Origin of the sequence: Saccharopolyspora sp. NPDC002686, assembly GCF_040295745.1 — a bacterium.
Taxonomy (GTDB): Bacteria; Actinomycetota; Actinomycetes; order Mycobacteriales; family Pseudonocardiaceae; genus Saccharopolyspora; species Saccharopolyspora oryzae.
In genome coordinates, this window is sequence record NZ_JBEOVY010000575.1 from 1 (window position 1) to 2747 (window position 2747).

At 71.2% G+C, this 2747-nt stretch carries 3 protein-coding genes; 2 read left to right on the plus strand and 1 reads right to left on the minus strand.

Annotated features, from left to right (window positions below; all coding sequences use genetic code 11):
* The first annotated feature begins 180 nt into the window (after positions 1-180).
* Entirely contained in the window at positions 181-1275 is a 1095-nt protein-coding gene (locus ABTZ89_RS37735; RefSeq protein ID WP_351054078.1) for a serpin family protein, read from the plus strand.
* 10 nt (positions 1276-1285) lie between these two features.
* Here ABTZ89_RS37735 and ABTZ89_RS37740 read toward each other — a convergent pair whose 3' ends face one another.
* On the minus strand, positions 1286-2173 hold the full coding sequence (locus ABTZ89_RS37740) for a sigma-70 family RNA polymerase sigma factor (protein ID WP_270952049.1): 888 nt from the start codon (positions 2171-2173) through the stop codon (positions 1286-1288).
* 116 nt (positions 2174-2289) lie between these two features.
* Between ABTZ89_RS37740 and ABTZ89_RS37745 the strand changes: the two genes are divergently transcribed.
* Positions 2290-2747: CHC2 zinc finger domain-containing protein (locus ABTZ89_RS37745; RefSeq protein WP_351054082.1), on the plus strand; the 458-nt coding region annotated here is incomplete at its 3' end.

A 2747-nucleotide genomic window follows, 5' to 3' on the forward strand; every position in this document is an offset into this window, starting at 1 on the left:
CAAGTCGGGCACCCGGAGTCCATGCGGGCGCTGAGGTTCCGCTACCGGCACCGCCGCGCAGGACGAGGATGGAAAATCCTCAGTTGAAACTGCGGTTCGGACGCGGCCGGCGGGGTCCGTTGGCTGGCAGACTCGGGATCAGACCGGAGTGAGCCGACGCGGAAACGGAGCCCAGCGGCCGTGAGCGAACACCTCGACTTCAGCTTGTCCCTGCACCGGCAGCTCGCCCCGAACCCGGACGAGCAGTTCTGCTGGTCGCCGTACTCGGTGGCCAGCGCGCTCGGCCTGGCCGCCACCGCGACCGGTGGTCAGACCCGGCAAGAGCTGGTCACGGCCCTGTGCGAGGAGCCGTCCGCGCTGCTCGACGTGCTCGGCGGCGCGGCTGAGCTGACCGCGGGCTCCGCCCCCGAACCCCCGGTGCTCGCGGTGGCGAACACGCTGTGGGCGCACGAGGACCTCCGCATCGAGGAGCCCTACGTGCGCGCGCTGAAGGACTGGCCCGGCAGCGAGGTGCGCAACGCCCCGTTCCGCACCGACCCGGAGAAGTCCCGGCAGCTGATCAACGCCGACGTCGCGGAAACCACCCGCGATCTGATCCCGGAGCTGCTGCCCACCGGCTCGGTCCTCCCGGACACGGTCGCTGCGCTGGTCAACGCGCTCTACCTGAAGGTCTCCTGGAGCCAGGCCTTCGACGACAAGGCCACCACCGCGCGCACCTTCCACACTCCGAGCGGTGCCGGTGACGTGCCGACGATGCACGTCACGCGGCGTCTCGACTATGCCGCGGCAGAGGGCTGGCAAGTGGTCGGCCTCCCCGCCGCCGGTGGGGTCGAGGCCGTCGTGTTGCTCCCCGACGACGGTTTGGAGCAGGCTGAGCCCGGTCTCGACGCGGCGCGCCTGGCCCGGCTTCTGGGTGCGGTGAAGCAGGAGCGCGTGGAGCTGTTCCTGCCGAAGTTCAAGGTCACCGGCGATGCCGAGCTGACCCGTCCGCTGGGCGCGCTCGGCGTCCGCGACCTGTTCACCCCGGCCGCGGACTTCTCCCCGCTGACCGACGAGTCGCTGCGGGTCTCGTCCGTGGTGCACCAGGCCGTCCTCGACGTGGACGAGAAGGGCCTCGAAGGCGCGGCGGCGACGGCGATGATGATGCGCCTGTCGGCGATCATCCGGGAGCCGGACCCGATCCGCGTCGAGGTGGACCGCCCCTTCCTCTTCCTGGTCCGCCACCAGGCGACCGGAGCCCTCTACTTCCTCGCCCGGATCACTGACCCGGCGTGATCCGGCCCGTTCACCAGGGGATCCGGGTGAGCTTGTCGGGGTTGACGACGTCGAAGAGGGTCGCCGCCCGGCCGTCGATGATCGAAAGGGTGAACACGCGGCCCGCGATGTCGGGGGTGCCGGGCAGGACGACGCCGAGGTCGCCGTTGACCAGGACCGGACGGAGGCTCGCGACCAGTCCGTCGTCGTACTTCTGCATGAGTCCGACGATGAACCGGGCCACCTTGTCGACGCCCACGACCGGCCGCCGGGCGGTGCGGGCCTTGCCACCGCTGTCGCCGTAGACCGCGATCGCCGGGTGCAGCGCTCGCGCCACCGCGTCGATGTCCTTCGACGCCACGGCAGCGAGGAACTCCTCCAGCACGCGTTGCTGCTCGGGCAGCGGCACCCGCGGCGGCGGGTCGGCGTCGGCCATCGCGCGACGCGCTCGCGAGGCGTGCTGCCGGGCCGCGACGACGCTGCAGCCGAGCACGTCGGCGATCTCGGCGAACGGCACGTCGAAGCTGTCGTGCAGGACGAACGCCAGCCGCTGGTCGGGCGTCAGCTCGTGCAGCACGCGCAACGCGGCCATCCGCAGGTCGTCCTGATCGGCCACGATGTCGCCGGGGTCGTCGTCGAGCGAGGTCACCAGCGGTTCCGGCAGCCACGGGCCGACGTACTGCTCGCGCTGCACCGCCGCAGAACGCATCCGGTCCAGGCACAGCCGGCTGACCACGGTCGTCAGCCAGGCGCTCAGGTCGCGGATGTCCGCGCGGTCGGTCGAGGCGAGCCGGAACCAGGCGTCCTGGACGGCGTCCTCGGCGTCGGCGATCCGGCCGGTGAGCCGGTAGCCGAGACCGATCAACCGGCTGCGGTGCTGGTCGAATTCCGCGGCGAGCGCGGTGCTGCTGACGGCCACGACGGCGATTCTGCCGCAAGCGGCACCGCGGACGCGCCGAATCGGTGGAACCGCGGGTGCGGCCCGACCAGAGGTACCCGGACCGCGGCGATCACAATGCCCCTAGACTGGTCCACGTGGTAGGCAGGATCCGGGAGAGCGACATCGCCGAAGTGCGCGATCGCAGCCGGATCGACGTCGTCGTAGGCGAGTACGTCGCCCTGCGGAACGCCGGTGGCGGCGCGCAGAAGGGCCTGTGCCCGTTCCACGACGAGAAGACCCCGTCGTTCAACGTGCGCCCGAGCCACGGCACCTTCCACTGCTTCGGTTGCGGTGAGGGCGGCGACGTCATCGCCTTCGTGATGAAGATCGAGCACCTCGGCTTCGTGGAAGCCGTCGAGCGGCTGGCCGACCAGGTCGGTGTCCAGCTGCAGTACGAGGGCGGCGCTCCGGGGCCCAAGCGCGACCGCGGTACCAGGGCGCGGATGGTCGAGGCGCACCGCATCGCCGCCGAGTTCTACGCCGAGCAGCTGCGTTCGCCGGAGGCGCTCAAGGCCCGCGAGTACTTGTCGGAGCGCGGTTTCGACGAGGCAGC